The following is a 16,423-nucleotide window of genomic DNA, read 5'->3' on the forward strand; positions in this document are numbered from 1 at the left end:
TTCCAATTCCTTCTTTAATTACGAGATATATCCTTTCCACAGTGAGGACAGGTATTGTTATTCTGCATCTTCTTTTTTCTTAGCTCTTCAGTAAATGCAGATGCCATAATCCCTGTAGGGATTGCATAGACAGCAATTCCAATTACAGCAACACCAGCAGCAATTAATTTCCCAGGCACAGTTACGGGGTAAACATCACCATAACCTATAGTGGTAAGAGTAACAATTCCCCACCACATAGATGCAGGAATGCTAGAAAAAGCTTCAGGTTGTACTTCATGTTCGGCATGATACATCAAACTAGATGCAAAAATCAATACAATAAATAAAATAAAAAATGCAACTGCTAAGTCCCCTGCCTTTGATTTGAATACATGTCCCAAAGTTTGCATCGGATCAGAATACCTTGCAAGTTTGAAGAGTCTGAACAATCTCAAAAGTCTAATTATTCTAATGAAGCGAGTATCTGCAACCACAAAAGGTAAGAAGAATGGAAGTATTGCAGCTAAATCAACTAGCATCATAGGAGTGAATACAAATCTAATAAAACCTAACTTTGAATTTTGATATTTTGGGTTTAGTTTACAAACCATAATTCTTCCAATGTATTCTGATGTGAAAATAATAATGGAAAATACTTCAAAAGGAGTAAAGAGATAACCGTATTCATCTAAAACAGATTCTTCTGTTTCAATTATAACTACAATAACATTTACAGTAATCAAAGCGATAATGAAAAATTGAAAAGTTTTTGTAACTTTATCATCAGTTGTCCCTTCAAGAATTTCATATGTTCTTTGCAGTGCTCTGTTGCTCATTGTTTGTACTCAATTTGTTGAAAGACTAAAAATATAGGTTTTTTACAGAGATTCAAATTAAAGCCATCTCTTTTTCCTAAACCAAGCAATCATAATTCCAGATATTGTTGCCATTGCAATTAACATTACAAAATAACTTCCTTCCCATTCTAGTTCTGGCACATATGAAAAATTAGTTCCATAGATACCAGCTATGAATGTAATTGGAATGAAAATTGCTGCAACTATGGTTAAAGTCTTCATTACTTCATTCATACGATTGCTCACACTTGAGAGATAAGTATCGAGCATACCCCCAATTACATCACGTAGTCCTTCAATAGAATCAGTGACTTGGATTACGTGATTATAAACATCACGAAGATATGTTCGAGTACCATCAGAAATCAAAATGGTGGAATCTCGTCCCAAATAGTCCACGATTTCACGTGCAGGCCAAATGGATTTTCTCAGTGCAATCATCCGTCGCTTTAATGTTTGAATAGTCTGCATAGTCTCAGGTGTAGGATTTTTCATCAATTCTTCTTCTATGTTTTCTGTCATGTCACCGACTTTTTCAATAACTAGAAAATAACTGTCAATAATTGCATCAATTATTGCATATGTAAGATAATCACTTTGAAGTTTTCGAATACTTCCTGAGCTGTTTCTTAATCTTTTTCTAATTTGATCAAAAAAGTCTGCACTATGTTCTTGAAAAGTCAAAACATGGTTTTGAGCTAAAATAACAGATACTTGTTCTAATTCTAGTTTGCCTGTTTCATCATCATAATGAGGCATCTTTAACATAATCAAGACATAGTTATCAAATACCTCGATGTATGGTCTTAATTCAGTATTCATTATGTTTGACTGATGGAGTGCATGGATGTCAAAATTATCCCCAAATTTTTTAATGATTTCTGCATCATGAACACCAACCACATTAATCCAAGATACATTTGGTTTGTTTTTAGATTCTAAACATTCTTCAATTGTGGCATTGCCTATTTCGTTGATATTTTTCTCATCATATTCAATTAAATTCATTGTGACTTGATCAACTTTTCTTTCTCCAACATGAATTAGAGCTCCAGGACGTTGTCCAATTGTATCAACCAAAGTTGTTTTCTGGGTTTTAGTTTTATTCATAATGCGTGTAATACCTGCAATATCTTGCAATCCAAGATCTTTTGTGATTTCTTTAACTTTGGATGTCTTGCTTGCTACCCCCACAATAATAAAGCCAGCAATTATTGAAAAAATAACACTAACAGTTAACGGGGTAAAATCACCTATTATTGCAGCCTGATAAATAGCAGTTACATCAGTTTTTGATCCCGTTTCAACAATGAATCCAATTATTGTATCAAGTAAAAAGAACAAGAAAGAGATTGAGGCACCAATAATTATAGCAGTTACAACAGTAATCTTTGGTGGAATTTCAATATCTTTTTCACCTTTGTAAGGAGACAAATATTTTTTGTATCTAATTATTAACAACGCCATCACAGTGATAATAATTGTTGAGATAATCCACCAACCTACAAGCCATGGTCCTTGATGTGAATCAATTTGTTCAACTCCAGATATAAGATCTTGGATATTTCCTGTTAGAGGTAATGAAAATAAAGATGTTGCAATTCCAATAACAATTTGATACAAAAAAGCAAAAGTAAATCCATAAACAAGCCTGTTTATGACTATGCCAATTTTATCTCTCATCTTAATTACACCTCATTTGAGATCCTTTGAATTATTATTAAAACAGGTTTGTTTTTTTTCACTTGTTTGATTTTAATTGATGGTGAGTTTGGTGCATATCCAACTTTTGCGATAGCATGCATTAAATCAATCAATACAGGCAGTCTAATTAACTGATATTCTAAACTCATTTTTGAGCACATCTAAAGATGACTGATGCCAATAATGCAGCACGATCTACAATGCTGTCATGAATTATGTATTCTTTAGTTGAGCGATAGTTATGTCCTAAAGGTCCAAACCCATCTAATGCTGGAAGTTTAGTTGGAACATTACTAATATCTGAAGAGATAAGTTGAGAATGTTTTTTGATTTTAATTTCATGTTTTTTAGCAAGATCTTCAACCATCTCATAAAATTTTGTGTCAGAAGGTTCTTCTAACACTGCAGGTCTAGTTTGAATTTTATTTATGGATACATCCAATTTTTTAGAACCTGTTTCTCTTTTTTTCATTATAGTTTGAATTTTTGATTCAAGTAATTCTCCGAGTTTTTTTGTTTTATAACTACATATCAATGTCAATGTGGCAAAATTTGGAGTATTACCATGAGAACCCTTTGAAACAACAGAGGTAGTTCTTAATCGATAATCTTTTTCGTCTTTTGATAGCTTTTCAAGTGCAGTAAGTTTTTTTGCTAAAACAGGAATTATTCCATGAATGTCTGAGGTGGGTTGATCATTAGGAGTAGTAAATCTAATTTGATAATCATTCCTACCATAACAAGTAGTTATAATCCCACCATCTTTACTACCTGATTTTAATCCAATGATATATTTTGATTTTTTAGAATATTCTTTAACGAATTTTTTGCTAAATCTTCCACCTAAACTATCATCAGTGGTAAGTAATACAGCACATCTTACTTTTCGAAGTTTTTTGGCAAAACGTAATGCATGTAATGCACCTAGCATTACTGCCAATCCACCTTTACTTTCTGCAATACCTGAACCCAATATTTTGTCATTTTCTTCATGATAGCTAATTAGATCATCAGGTCCATAGTGCGTATCAAGATGGGAGATTAGAAGAACATCATTTTCAGGCTCTGTATGATTTTTAAAATAATAAAAATTTCCAACATCATATTGTCTATGAATATGCTCACTAAATCCAAGATGTTTTAATCTCCTAGAGATCATATTTCCTAGTTGATTTACATTTTCAATATTGTATACGTGGGTATTTAGATTCACAAAATTCTGCAGGGTTTCTTTTATGCTATGTAAGTGTCCCCTCAGATAGGTTCTAGCAACGACACGTAATGGTTGAGTTAAATCAGTCTCATTGTCATGTTGATGGATAGAAGATCCAAAATATCGAATTACAGATACATCTAGGATTTTATTTATTAAAGAATCATATGTATATCCAGCAACTTGTGCTGCATAATAATACGAGCCACCAAGTCCTAGACTTGCCATTGAATTTAATTCAAGAATGTAAAGATTCTCGTCTTTGTCCATCCTAAAATCAACTCTAGCATAATCATTTAATCCCAAAGAGGCAAATGCCTTGATGCACATCTGCTTCATTTCTTCTGTTTTTTCTTTAGATAATTTTGCAGGACATGTTTTATCAACACCACCCTTTTTCTTTTTATCAGATATCGTTTGTATTTGATCTGGATCATCTAGATTGATTTCAACTATTGGAAGAACATCTATGTTAGGACTATTTCCCAATAACCCTACTGCAAATTCTCGTCCTGAAATGAATTGTTCTACTAGGATATCCTGTTGGAATTTTTCAATTTGAACTCTTACTGCAGCTCGAAGATCATCCCAATTATCCACTACTTCCATTCCCATAGATGTGGATTCTAGTTTTGGTTTAACAATCACAGGAAACACTAGATCATCGTATGTATCTTCAGGAGTTCTAAACACCCAAAATCCAGGAGTTGGAATATTGTTTTTCTGTAAAACAATTTTTGTCATTACCTTATCTTGAACAACTGCATGTCCTGCAGGGCCTGACCCCATGTATGGAATTCCAAGCATCTCCATCATTGCCGGAACATGTGTGTATCTGTTCTGACCTTGAATGCCATACGCCATGTTGAAAACCATTCCAGGGGTTTCACCTGCAACAACTTTTGGCATAAATTCTCGTAATTCATCAGCGAGATGGATATCTCCTTCAATCACTTTTACAGTATGACCACCTTTTTCTAATGCTCTTGCAACTCTTTCTACAGCCTTTGTACTGTAATGCTCTTTTGTAGTCATTCCAAAAACATTGATTACATCATTTGGATCTATCTGAGTTTCATTATAGATTAAGGCAACTTTCATCTTGCAGATCCTGATTTTTAATAGATATTAACCTATTCGACTAAGATTGTTTGGTTTTTTTCTGCATCCACAACTGTTCGTTAATTTCATGACATTTACAATCAGCAGATTTTCCTTTACAATTTTTCTGGTGTAATGTAGAATCACATTTGTTACAATCAGGATCTCTCCAGCTTGCTTGGTTTCCACAATTAGGACATCTCATGTTTACATGTACGTTTCCAAAATTATAAAGACAAATAATTTTAAATTAGTATTGAAGTAAAATAACCAGTTATCTTAATTCTGATTTAAATCAACTAGAATTAATTTTAATAATTTGAATTAGTATTGTAATACAGTGAATTCGTGATAAGACAGCTGTCTGCTCCCTTTGATGACAGGTCTGCCTTCATAGAATTCACTGTTAAATGTTGAAAAAGTCAATATAAAAAATAAATATTCACACAATGAATTGTTTTGGCATCCTATCATTATTTTATGAAATCTTAAACAATTTTTTTGCATTTTTATACATCAAATTATCTCTGAATTCTTTTTTGATATTTAGTTTAGCTACAAAATTGAGATATGAATCCATATTGCTAATTGGCCAATCTGTGCCATAAAGCAAATACCTAGGTTCACCTGCATAATTGATCAATTCTGCAACTTTGTCTCTCATCATCTTTTCAAAAAAGTGATCAAATGAGCCTATAACAAGCCCAGAAACATCAGCATAGACATTTTTATTTTTGTAGATTACTTCTTGTGCATCTTGAATCCAAGGATTTCCTAAATGACACATTACAATTTTTAATTCAGGATTATCTACTGCAACATCATCAAGATTAAGTGGCCTGGAATATCGTAGCTTTCCTTTTTCAGAATATGTATCTCCAGTATGAAACATTACAGGAATATCAAATTCAATACATGTATCATAGACCTTCTGATATTGTTTATCATAAGGATAATAGTGTTCATAGCCTGAATAAATTTTCATAGCTTTAATTTTACCTTCTTTGATCCACTCCCGATAGATTTTAAGATCATCATCGGTGTGATTATCTATTGTAAATCCTGCTGCAATTCCAAGATTATCATATTTTTTGATAGCATCAATGATCTGCTTAGTTGATGGCCTTTCTGAATTTTCTTTGTAAGAGGATAATATTATTGCATAATCTACATTGTTGCTTGTCATCTCAGTTTGAAGCATTTCTAATCTATCTTCAAGTAAAGGAACATGTTTAGTCAGTTCATATTGATTTACATGTACATGGCAATCAATTATCATTATTTCTCAACGAAGTAAGGATTTTTCCATTCAATAAAAGTTGCATTGTTCAATGAACGAGGGTCTTTCATATAGTTAGGAAGGATTTTAATAAATTTAAAATCATTTCGTATCTGAAACGACAATACAGGTTCCTTAATTTCATGTCGTTTTACTTTTGCAACATATTCTAAAGGGGTTAATTCATTTGCATATTCACAATAATTAGATAATCTTGCACCAGCAATTATTCTTCGTAGATTAAGCTCAATTGCCAATTTTTTTCTTGCATCATATAATTTTGTGGCAATTCCTAATCTTCTATAGTCAGGATGTGATGATACATCTGCACCGTATAGTGTATCTCCTTTTGGGTTGTGGTTTTTAAAAAAACTATCTCCACATGCATCTTTCCATGTATGATTTTCATATTCTGACTTTAGTTTTATTATCAAACTGCTACAAGAGCCAACAATTTTTTCATGATATTCTGCAACAAACTGACCTTGAGGAAAAACTTTCAAGTGAGCCTCCAATTGTTCAGGTTTCCAATAAACACCTTCTGCAGCCATAGTTGGAAATGCAAGTTTTTGTAATTCCACAATTTTTGGAATATCATTTGATGTCATTAATCGTATAACGACATGACTGCGTCTAGTTTTGGAGGAGGAATTCATGTTTTATTTTAGAAATGTTTGAACAAACAACCATAATTAGTGTAATGATTTAGCAACTTTATCAACTGCAAAAAAAGTGCTTAAAATCTAATCAATAGTTGATTTCATTTCGTATAAAGTCAACTCAATTATTGTTTAAATAATAACATTCAAAGCTTGAAATGTGAAATGCCAATGTACTATAAACAAACAGTGTATGTTTCATTATATTTTAAAGAACCCAGATTCAATTAAACCAAAAAAATAATCAAAAAATTGGAATTCAATATGTTTAAAGTTGAGAACAAGTCCGTAAAAACTATGTCAAGCATTACTGCTGAGAATATTAAAAAATTAGATATTGCATGTAAGGAATTATCCAACGAAGATAAAATTAGACATGTGGGAGTAATCAATAATCTTGGTAAGTTGATTGCAGGAGGTTTCAAAGCAGGAACATCACCACTCATAGATACAGACAAAATTGCCATGACATACATGCAGATGCAATTAGATTTTAAAATGAGGCAAGAGCTAGACGAAGTTCTGGGGCCAATTGACTATATTGCATCAAGAAGAACAAAACAATTGATTATCAGCGTACCAATAGGTGATAACTTGGTGCTCATTTCAGCAGAGCCTGATGCAGATGATAAAAAAATAATCAAAAAGGCAGAAGAATTGTTTGATGATATATCGATATCGGAAGTTAATTTAAAAAATAAAAAATTATTTTGTAAGTACTAGAGAGTAGCTTACAGTGAATGGTTCTGAATTCATCGTATGAAGTGCCAATGCGTTACCTGAGAACTGTGTAGAGCCAGATGCCTTGGTTGGAACTAGAGATAGTGCATAGTATGTTTTACCATCTGTAGTCCAGCTTGGTAAACCTATTACCTCACCTTTAGTGAGAGGTCCTATCAAAGTTACAATTTGCACTGGTTCAGATGCATCAAATGTTAGATGACCTGAATATGCCTGTTCTCTAGGAGGTAGCAATAGAGCTAGTTGATGGGTTTCATGTCCAACTCCTGGATCTTGTTCAGAAGTTATGGTTTTTCTAAAGACTTTTTGTCCATCAGTGATGTTCTCAGTATATGTTACAGAGTAGCTTACAGTGAATGGTTCTGAATTCTTTGTATGAATTGCAATGGCATTTCCTGAGAATTGCCATACACCTGCAGCAGTTTCTTTATCTACAAATGTTAAACCAAACTTTGTTTTGCCATCAGTACTCCAAACTTTTTGTCCTTTGACATTACTATCTTTTAATGGACCATGCAATGCTACAAGTTGAACATTTTCAGATGCAGTATATGTCATAAATCCACGATATACTTTGTCAGAAGGTGGTAACACTATAGCTAGTTGGTGGTTTTCATGTCCTTGACCTGGATCTTGAACAGATGTTAAAACACCAGTAACAGTTTTTGGTACTTTTAGGGTTGCTACAGACTTTGCAGCTTTCATTGTTTCAGATTTTGTATCTTTCTTTGGAACTTCTTTAGCTTTTTCTGCTGTTTCTGCTTTCTTTTCAGATTTTACTTGTTCTTTTTTCTTTCCTTCAACAGGTTTTTTCTCTGTTACAGGTTCAGAACATAATCTATCGCCACAGACTTTGTTTGAATTAATCTTATTTGTGAATGTACCTTTAGATTTGGCAGCATCAACAGATTGGATCACTCCCATAGGTCCTGCGATAGTTCCTGTTAATAGAACAGCAACTGCAAAAATTGCAATTAAAGTTGTTATAGTCATTGCATCTTGATGAGTTTTTACTATATTTAACAGGATCCAAAAAATCTATTCTTGTTTTAATAGATCTTAGAATAGATTAGCCCATATTTCCGATTTAAAATATAGTGTTAGCGATATACTTGCAAAATTATTTTATGCAGTTCTGCTTTTGTAGAGAGTAATTCTTTACGTAGTGCATCTATCTTCAGAGTAGATTCAGAAATAGTATTATCACGTTCTTCTTTACTAATTGAACTTGAAGTTAAAACAGAATTGAGTTTGTCCTGTTCTATTTTCATATCATCTTTCAAAGAATTAATCTTATTTTCTAGTGTCACTATAATTTCAGATGATTGTGTCTGACCTGCTAATTTAATTAAGATTGAATTAGAATTAAGTGCCGTAATTTTTCCAGTTGAAATCTGGCATGAATTAGGAGAAATCTTTTCTGCCATCTGTATTGTCTTCTTCGATATATCAGAAGATAATTCCACTATTGGGATTCTTAAACCAGTATTATCTGTGCAAATCTCAAAAATCATATTATATGCCATAGAATTTTCAGGCTTATCTTCTGGTTGTACAAGTGCCTCATGAACCGATATAATTTCAGAGACTACACCGTCAACACTTACACCTGTTATGGATTTACCTTTTGGAATTGGTGCAATATCACTGGTTGGACTTAAGTTTAGAAACAACAAATATTTTTGAAGTTCATATCGTACATTTTTTAGTTCATCTCTAATCTCGGTTATTTTTTTGTGAATTGCAGAGACTTTTTTTGCTCGATCAGTACTTGGTGGCTCATTATTAATAGATGACAATTTTTCTCTTTGAATAGCAATATCAGATTGTAAAGTGGTAATTTTATTTTCAAGTTCAGTTATCGACTCAGTAATTCCACCATGATTTAGTAATTTAGCAGATATACTATTAGGATCAGATGCTTTTACTAGAGATGCAGTAGTATAGCAAGACTTTAGATAGACATCTCGGAGTTTTACAGATTTTGTTTCAGAATCAGATATAATAATTACCTCAGGAGATTTAATTTTTTCATCTAGTGCACAGATTTTGAAAACATAGTTGAAAGTGTTAATTTTTGGAAAAGATTCTACTACGCCAGGCTTTTTGTATTGCTTAGTTGTTGCCATGTGAGTAAGTGTACCTATTGGTTTTGATTGTTCATCAGATTCTTCCATTATTTTAGAAACTGGAAGTGCATATCCTCTTTCAACTAACAGATCAACAATTTCAGAAGTAACACATGCGGCATCCCCATTAGAAGTACGAATTATTTTTACAAGATGTTCTTTACAGACTACTTCCTTTGGAGTAAAATTAAGATCCATCTGATCTTTTGGAGGAATTACATCTGCAAACACAAAATTTGATGTAGTTACAGTAGATGCAAGTAGTACAAAGATCAAAAAGAATACAGAGAAAAATTTAGTCAATTTTACAATCTTCCGTATATCTCATAAAATCTACTAAAATCAAAGGGATCATGAAGCTTTAAGCAATAATGAATTGAGTTTTACTCTATTTTCTAAAATATCATTACGCAATTCACTGATTTGTTCTGTTAGTTTTAGAGCAAGTGGTTCAGTGGCAGAATCGAGTTTTTTAGAAACTAAATCTCCCAGATTACTTCTCATATCAGCTAGAGAAGCCTCCATTTCTTTTATCTGAGTCTCTAAAGATTTGATTTGTGAGGAAACCGCAGAATTTCCACTTATTGTTGGAACGATAGATTCAGAATCTAGTGCATTAATTCTTGTAATGCCAACCTGACATGAGTTTGGAATAATTCTATCAATTAATTTCACATCAACGGATTCAGAATCTGAAGATACTGTGATTATAGGCAACCTAATACTTTGGGCACCAGCACATGCTTCAAAAACCACATTGAATCTTTTAAGTTCAGGATTATTAGAGCCAGTTGGAGATACACTATCAGTTACTGAGATCAGACTGGTACTCATCCCATCAAGGGGTTTTCCTGTAATGGATTTTGGTAAATCAATTTTTGATGCTTTGACATTTGGTGGGACATACAAAACCATCAGATATCTTCTAAGTTGGTCTTGTAATCCTTTCAATTCTTTTTTCATAGATGCTATATTATCCAAATCTTCATTTTTTGGGGATTGTTTATCAGATGTTGGAATTTTTTGTTTAGCAGTTGCAATTTTGCTTTTTAGATCAGCTATTTGAGTTTCAAGCGTAGAAATTTTTTCTGAAATTCCTCCTTTGTTTAGAAGGGTTGCAGCAATAGAGTTAGGATCTGCAGCTTTGATGTTTACAGAACTTGTGTAACATGAACCAGGTTTTAATGCACTTGCTAACTTTACACTCTTTGTTTCACTATCAGAAGTTACATAGATTTCAGGAGCTTTTACTAATTTTGTAGTACCACAAGCATCAAAGATATAGGCGTATCCAGAAATACTGGAAGATTTCGCACCAGAACTTGTTGAAAGTTGTTTCAAAGTTGCAATTTTTGTAATTGTTCCAGCGGATTCACCTTTCATCAATTTTTTTGATTTGATTTCTTCTATTTTTTGCTCAGAGAGTTTTTTTGCCCATCCAGTCTTAGCTAATTTTTCAGCAGTAGATGGTTTTACACATGAAGCTTTATCTGAAGAACTTTTTATTATTTTTACTAGCCCTTCTGCGCAGATTATTTGATCATTTGTAAAATCAAATTTCATCTGTTGTCTTGGACTAATTACATCTGCAAAAGATTGAAAAGGCAGCGTTCCTGAAATCAATACAATTCCAAGTAATACTGCAAATACAGGGATTAGATTCACAACAATATTCATTTCTTATGCTTAAAAAACATTCAGGTGGATTGATTTGATTCGGAATTAAATCAACTAGTATTTTTTTTGTCCATTCCAATATTTTTTAGAAACTTGTTTGATTCTGTCAGAGCATATTTTTTAATTTTGAGCCTATCATCTTTGTTGATAGATTTTGATGCCAAATGTAGCATCTCATCCATAAGACGAATGCCTCCTTGTGCTCCTTTTTCAAGCCCTAATTGATACAAAAGAGGCAATTTTGCCATGTCAACAGGCACATTCATTTTAATTTCAGAAAGGGCGATTTTCTTATCAGGCATTTCAATTTCAGTGAATTTGTCCACTACTTTAGATAGCAATGTTGCTAGATTTTCACCTAGATTTCTCTCAAGTTTTGTATTCTTTTCTTTTCTAGCCATCATTACTATTCTCTTAATCTTTAGTAGAGCCTGATTTGTCTCAACAGAATCAAAGTCGTTTGCAGAAAGATCCAAACCAAAATCATGCATAAATGATTCTGCAACATATGAAATAGATTCTTTCCTACAAGACGCTTTTGTTGTTCCGAAAGGACAGTTTTCACAGTTTGTTGTAAAGTATCTAGCACCTCTTTGACCAAAGCTTGAAAGAATAATTTTATCTTGCTCGCGTAATTTAGCGATAGTTCTAGAAACAAGTCCTTCATCAATTAGTAACGCTTGAGAGATTTCTTGATTAGAGTAAGATCCTTCGTCAATTAATTCTAAAATTTCTTCTTCTAATTCACCAGGAGAACGTCTTGATGGTTCATCAATGGCATCAGCTAAATAATGAGGTACAAGTTTATCATTCTTTTCATGATTAATAATGAAAAATTTTCCATCAAATTTTGCATTAAATCCAGAAAGTGTCTCAGCCTTTAAAATTTTAGCAATAATTTTTTCAAGGTTTTTTATTTTAAAATCATTTAACATTTCAGTTAATTTAATAGTTGAAATTTGCACATTTTTTGCAGCAAATAAATGATACAATGCCCACCTAATTTTCCTTTCATCACTTCTCTCAATCAATCTTAGCAAACTACAAAAACTATCAATTCTTGTCCATTTAATATCAGAGAATTCAGTTTTTGAATTTTTAATGAATAGTGCTCTATCCAATTCTTTGGCGAAGTCTTCAAATTGTTTTTTCAGTTCAGATTTTTTAATTTTTGATATTTGCTTAATTTTGGAACTTTTAGTCATCACATCTAATAACTCCTCTTTAGACAGAATTGTTTCACCTCGAAGTGATTTGGTTTCATATTTTAGAAATTCAAAAAATTCCAGAGTTCTATTTTTGATAGAAATAGGAGGAAATACTCTAAGTCCAGAGAGATTAGAAGATGTTAGTCCCACAGAGGTACATAACATATTGATTATTTATGCCTATGAAGTCAACTACATGACTGAATTTATCATAAAAATAACCAGTTGGATTTGATTAGGTTAGAATCAAAAAAAATCTCCCTTAATACCAAAATTTGATTTTAAACATCATGAGCACTCAAACTCTCTACAAAGAAAATAGGCAACCTGAGCCACAAAAAATTCTGGTTGAAAGAATACCAGTACGAGAAAGGGAAAAACTTCCAAATAAAAGAATTGAATCAACTCAAACTTATTCTTGGGAAGATTTCAGAGGGTTGTCTCTTGGATTTGAGGAGGATTGGAATTGATCAAATTTTTTATTCAAAATCTTTTGAAAAAGAAAAGATCAGAAATGGAATTTGAAGAAGAGTTGTTGGAGACATTCAAATGATTAAAATTTTACCAAACTCAAATGTATTGAAAATTACTTTCTTAGATAATATTGGAGGTGATTAAGTATTGGGAAAGAAAAAAAGAAATTATTTGATGATAATATGGAATGTTAATTTTAACACATGTTGCTAATAGTTTAGGATTATTTCACTATAGTCAAAATCAAGTAATCAGAAATCAATATGGAATAAACTTAAACTTTTTTAGTTTCAGTTAACAGATTCATGATTGCCTCATCTGTAATTATTCCAATAACCTTCCCATCAACAGGATCAACGACAGGTATCATGTCAAATGGATGTGAGTTCATCTTTTGAATTACAGAAAATAGATATTCATCAGGCAATACAGCATGGAATTTTTTATACATTACATCACCAACAGTGGTCAAATCTCTTGTTTGTTTATGAGATTTGTTTATTTCTCGCTTTGATACTAGCCCTACAAGTCTATCATCATCAAAAACAAGAAATGGTTTTTTTGTTACTGTATTATTTTCAGTAAATTCTTTAATTGTAATATCAGGGGTTGTTTTAGAAAAGTCAGTATTAATTACTGCCATTGCAGGAGTGTCAGATACAACTTTTCTGAAATAAAATGCAGATAAACCAAGTTCTGATGCCCCAACCTTAAAGGGAGTAATTTTCTTTAATTTACGTTGAAGTTCAACACTTGAAATAATCATAGTAATAAGAGTGCCAAGAACCAAAAGAGAAAATATCTTGTTATCCATGATTTCTGCTTGAAGCAAAGACAACATCAAGGCCAGATCAACTGCACCTTTTGACATTACGCCATATGCGACAGTCGTTGCAGGTCGCATTTTTGCAATACGTACTGCAATATACGAACTCAAAAACTTGACACCAGTCATAATTATTAGAAAGACGGCAATAATCCACCATTCCAAATCCAAGAATGCAAGGCTGAAATGAAGACCTATTCCAGCAAAAAATATTGGGATGAAAAGTCCATACCCGATTGCACTGATATTTTTTGAAATTTCGTGATATTCATCCCTAGTCATCCTAGAAACTGCAATTCCTAAAAGGAGTGCACCGATTGCACCATGTACTCCACTTATTTCTGCAAAATATGCAACAAGTAGAATCATTCCAATTACTATTCCAAAATATGCCGCCTGTACACGAAGATGATTTTTAATCAATCTGAAAAACTGTGGTAATCCATACACTGAAAGAAATGCAGCAACTCCAAAGAAAATTACCATCTTGGCAAACAACCACAACATCTCTGAAATCTCAGGAGTTTCTGAGCTTGTATCTATTTGAATAAATACACTGACAAAAATAATTGCTATAAACTCTACAATTGCAGTAACAGTAAAAATTTCAAGACCGATCGTGGATTTTAATTTTCCAAGATCACTTAGTACTTTTGCAGTAACACCCAAACTTGATGCAGCTATTACACTTGCAATAGCGAAAGATTGGATGAAGTTCATATCTATTGCCAATCCAAAAATACCTGCAACCAAAAAAGGAATTAAAAATGCAACTGCGGCCCCGGCGAAAATTTTACCTTTCATTACTTTGAACAAACCAGCAACATCAATCTCTTCAAGACCAATTAAAAAAAACAAAAAGAACACACCTATAGAAACAAAAAGTTCTATTGCTTCAATTGGATGTACTAACGCCAAAAAAGTAGGACCTACAATTATTCCTGCTATTACATTTCCAAGAATTGTAGGCTGCCCAATTCTATGAAGTAGTTCGCCCCCAAGTTTTGAGGCAATAACTAATACTGCTATAAATAAAATAGATTCAAATGACAAACTTGAACATATTTCAATATATCCATTAGATAAACTAAATGCGAATATCCATGCATAACATCAAACTAATTTTACAAAATTCCCCTGTAAACAAATGATTTTAAAGAACGAAAAATTGATTTATGAATAATATTCCTTAAATCCTTTATCAGTAGGATGTAGTTCAGTTTTGGGTCCAAATAATCCTTGTTTATGAACGACTTTGAGTAATCCATTTTTTTCTAAATCTTCCAAGACAGAATCAAGTTCTTGCGTATTCAATCCAGTATTCTTTTGAATACTTTCAAATGATTTTGAGCCTTTATTCAGTGCACCTAAAACAAGATCATTTTTTGATTGAGGTTTGGATGATTCCATTTTAGACTTTTCTTGCACATTCATACTATTTTCAGCAAATCCGGATTGAAATTCATTTTGAGGTTTAGGTTGAGAGAAATTTTTTCCTATTCCTTTTTTTGCTAAAATGCGAGGAATGATTCTTGCTAGTGGGATCGCCAAGAAAATTATGATGTAAATCCATGAAAAATTTGGATCAGCCATTAGTACTTTTTCACAAAGATAGCATAAATTTGTTGAGAAGTATCTAATTTCTGAATAGATACCACATTAGATTGGTATAATAGTAGAAGATGTGATACTGTATACATTGTCAAAATATCAATCTCCTAAAGTTAATGTGAACATGAGTGCAGCAAAAGGTGTTGCAGTTGCAATTGTTCTTCTTATAATTATTGGTGTAGTCGCAACAGCTTCTGTAAAAATTGTTGATTCTGGTCACAGGGGGGTTCTATTGCATTGGAGTGCAGTTGATCTTACACAGCCCCCACTTGATGAAGGATTGCATTTTGTAGTTCCATTCCAAGATGAAGTTGTTAACATTGAAGTTCGTACACTAAAGTATGCAAGTGATGCCCGTAGTGCATCAAGAGACTTGCAAACAGTTGAAACAACTGTAACTGTAAACTACCACCCAGACAAAGAGGCAGTGCACAGACTATACAAGAATTTAGGACTTGATTACGAAAACAGGGTAATTCAGCCAGCAATAGAAGAAACAGTAAAACAAGTAACTGCAAAGTATAACGCTGAAGAATTAATTACAAAAAGACCTCTAGTTAAACAAGACATCGAAGCTGCAATCACTGAAAGATTGAATCAATTCGAAGTTATAACAGATGTAATTTCAATTACAGATTTTGAATTTTCACCATTATTTGCTCAAGCAATTGAATCTAAAGTAGAAGCAGAACAAAATGCACTTAGAGCAGAAAATGACTTGAGAAGGATTGAAGTTGAAGCAAGACAGACAGAAGCCAATGCAGTTGGTTTGGCAAACGCAAACATTGCAGAAGCCAAAGGTGAAGCAGAAGCAATTGCCATTATTAACAGAGCACTTGCCGAGAATCCAAACTATTTGGATTGGCTAAAGACCCAAGCATGGGATGGTAAACTACCACTAGTGGTAGGTGAAGGCGGAACACCATTTATTCAAATTCCAGTAAAGCCTTAAGTTATTTAGA

General features: G+C 32.7%; 16 protein-coding genes. 3 read left to right on the plus strand and 13 right to left on the minus strand.

The features are described 5' to 3' along the window. Nucleotides 1–14 precede the first annotated feature (14 nt). The 7 genes from NSED_RS07435 to NSED_RS07455 all read right to left on the minus strand — a co-directional run bounded on the left by NSED_RS07435 (nucleotide 15) and on the right by NSED_RS07455 (nucleotide 6,744). Complete coding sequence (locus NSED_RS07435) at nucleotides 15–818, minus strand: ion transporter (RefSeq protein ID WP_014965644.1); 804 nt, start codon at nucleotides 816–818, stop codon at nucleotides 15–17. 57 nt (nucleotides 819–875) lie between these two features. Next, complete coding sequence (corA, locus tag NSED_RS07440) at nucleotides 876–2,522, minus strand: magnesium/cobalt transporter CorA (RefSeq protein WP_014965645.1); 1,647 nt, start codon at nucleotides 2,520–2,522, stop codon at nucleotides 876–878. Between the two features lie 5 nt (nucleotides 2,523–2,527). Continuing rightward, nucleotides 2,528–2,692 carry a hypothetical protein gene (locus NSED_RS10340; RefSeq protein WP_016940229.1) on the minus strand — a complete coding sequence of 55 codons (165 nt, stop codon included), beginning with the start codon at nucleotides 2,690–2,692 and terminating at the stop codon, nucleotides 2,528–2,530. Beyond that, on the minus strand, nucleotides 2,689–4,857 hold the full coding sequence (locus NSED_RS07445) for a M20/M25/M40 family metallo-hydrolase (RefSeq protein WP_014965646.1): 2,169 nt from the start codon (nucleotides 4,855–4,857) through the stop codon (nucleotides 2,689–2,691). The genes NSED_RS10340 and NSED_RS07445 overlap by 4 nt, the downstream gene beginning before the upstream one ends. Before the next feature lie 40 nt (nucleotides 4,858–4,897). After that, nucleotides 4,898–5,062 (minus strand): hypothetical protein, encoded by a 165-nt coding sequence (locus NSED_RS10345; protein ID WP_016940228.1) that lies wholly within the window; start codon nucleotides 5,060–5,062, stop codon nucleotides 4,898–4,900. 273 nt (nucleotides 5,063–5,335) lie between these two features. Then, complete coding sequence (locus NSED_RS07450) at nucleotides 5,336–6,136, minus strand: amidohydrolase family protein (protein ID WP_014965647.1); 801 nt, start codon at nucleotides 6,134–6,136, stop codon at nucleotides 5,336–5,338. Next, nucleotides 6,136–6,744, minus strand: coding sequence for a GNAT family N-acetyltransferase (locus tag NSED_RS07455; RefSeq protein WP_014965648.1), 609 nt, complete (start codon nucleotides 6,742–6,744; stop codon nucleotides 6,136–6,138). Before NSED_RS07455 ends, NSED_RS07450 begins: the two co-directional genes overlap by 1 nt. Before the next feature lie 348 nt (nucleotides 6,745–7,092). On the opposite strand from NSED_RS07455, the gene NSED_RS07460 reads away from it, so the two are divergent. Beyond that, on the plus strand, nucleotides 7,093–7,518 hold the full coding sequence (locus tag NSED_RS07460) for a DUF6659 family protein (RefSeq protein WP_048103535.1): 426 nt from the start codon (nucleotides 7,093–7,095) through the stop codon (nucleotides 7,516–7,518). On the opposite strand, the gene NSED_RS07465 is transcribed toward NSED_RS07460, so the two are convergent. The 4 genes from NSED_RS07465 to NSED_RS07480 all read right to left on the minus strand — a co-directional run bounded on the left by NSED_RS07465 (nucleotide 7,501) and on the right by NSED_RS07480 (nucleotide 12,700). Further along, nucleotides 7,501–8,529, minus strand: a complete 1,029-nt coding sequence (locus NSED_RS07465) for a hypothetical protein (protein WP_014965650.1) — start codon at nucleotides 8,527–8,529, stop codon at nucleotides 7,501–7,503. The two genes, NSED_RS07460 and NSED_RS07465, sit on opposite strands and share 18 nt — an antisense overlap. Nucleotides 8,530–8,636: 107 nt before the next feature. Beyond that, a complete protein-coding gene (locus tag NSED_RS07470; protein ID WP_014965651.1) occupies nucleotides 8,637–9,968 on the minus strand; it encodes a hypothetical protein in 1,332 nt (443 codons plus the stop codon). 48 nt (nucleotides 9,969–10,016) lie between these two features. Beyond that, nucleotides 10,017–11,330, minus strand: a complete 1,314-nt coding sequence (locus NSED_RS07475) for a hypothetical protein (protein WP_232212372.1) — start codon at nucleotides 11,328–11,330, stop codon at nucleotides 10,017–10,019. A gap of 62 nt (nucleotides 11,331–11,392) precedes the next feature. Further along, nucleotides 11,393–12,700 (minus strand): hypothetical protein, encoded by a 1,308-nt coding sequence (locus NSED_RS07480; protein WP_014965653.1) that lies wholly within the window; start codon nucleotides 12,698–12,700, stop codon nucleotides 11,393–11,395. A 140-nt stretch (nucleotides 12,701–12,840) separates the two neighbouring features. On the opposite strand from NSED_RS07480, the gene NSED_RS07485 reads away from it, so the two are divergent. Then, nucleotides 12,841–13,020 (plus strand): hypothetical protein, encoded by a 180-nt coding sequence (locus NSED_RS07485; protein WP_016940226.1) that lies wholly within the window; start codon nucleotides 12,841–12,843, stop codon nucleotides 13,018–13,020. Between the two features lie 278 nt (nucleotides 13,021–13,298). Here NSED_RS07485 and NSED_RS07490 read toward each other — a convergent pair whose 3' ends face one another. Together NSED_RS07490 and NSED_RS07495 are read right to left on the minus strand one after the other, a co-directional pair. Then, the gene (locus tag NSED_RS07490) at nucleotides 13,299–14,903 is read right to left on the minus strand and encodes a cation:proton antiporter domain-containing protein (protein ID WP_014965654.1); all 1,605 of its coding nucleotides are present in this window, start codon (nucleotides 14,901–14,903) and stop codon (nucleotides 13,299–13,301) included. Nucleotides 14,904–15,023: 120 nt separating this feature from the next. Next, a complete protein-coding gene (locus NSED_RS07495; RefSeq protein ID WP_014965655.1) occupies nucleotides 15,024–15,443 on the minus strand; it encodes a hypothetical protein in 420 nt (139 codons plus the stop codon). Between the two features lie 106 nt (nucleotides 15,444–15,549). Between NSED_RS07495 and NSED_RS07500 the strand changes: the two genes are divergently transcribed. Beyond that, nucleotides 15,550–16,413 carry a prohibitin family protein gene (locus NSED_RS07500; protein ID WP_014965656.1) on the plus strand — a complete coding sequence of 288 codons (864 nt, stop codon included), beginning with the start codon at nucleotides 15,550–15,552 and terminating at the stop codon, nucleotides 16,411–16,413. Nucleotides 16,414–16,423 lie beyond the last annotated feature (10 nt).

The sequence above is a fragment of the Candidatus Nitrosopumilus sediminis genome, assembly GCF_000299395.1.
Taxonomy (GTDB): domain Archaea; phylum Thermoproteota; class Nitrososphaeria; order Nitrososphaerales; family Nitrosopumilaceae; genus Nitrosopumilus; species Nitrosopumilus sediminis.